The following is a 255-nucleotide window of genomic DNA, read 5'->3' on the forward strand; positions in this document are numbered from 1 at the left end:
GCTGTCGATTGCCCGGGTTTCCCCGCGCTTCTACATCCGCTGGCCGGTGCAGTTCTACACCTACCTGTTCCGCGGTACGCCGCTGTATATCCAGTTGCTGATCTGCTACACCGGGATCTACAGCCTGACCGCGATCCGTGCGCAACCGGTGCTCGACGCGTTCTTCCGTGACGCGATGAACTGCACCATCCTGGCCTTCGCCCTGAACACCTGCGCCTACACCACGGAGATTTTCGCCGGGGCGATTCGCAGCAT

The 255-nt window shown here is 61.6% G+C and carries 1 pseudogene; it reads left to right on the plus strand.

Going from position 1 to position 255, the window contains the following annotated elements:
• Positions 1–255, plus strand: a pseudogene (locus tag AACY45_RS29115) (amino acid ABC transporter permease); the annotation flags it as partial.

The sequence above is a fragment of the Pseudomonas sp. RA_35y_Pfl2_P32 genome (assembly GCF_963970735.1).
Classification (GTDB): Bacteria; Pseudomonadota; Gammaproteobacteria; order Pseudomonadales; family Pseudomonadaceae; genus Aquipseudomonas.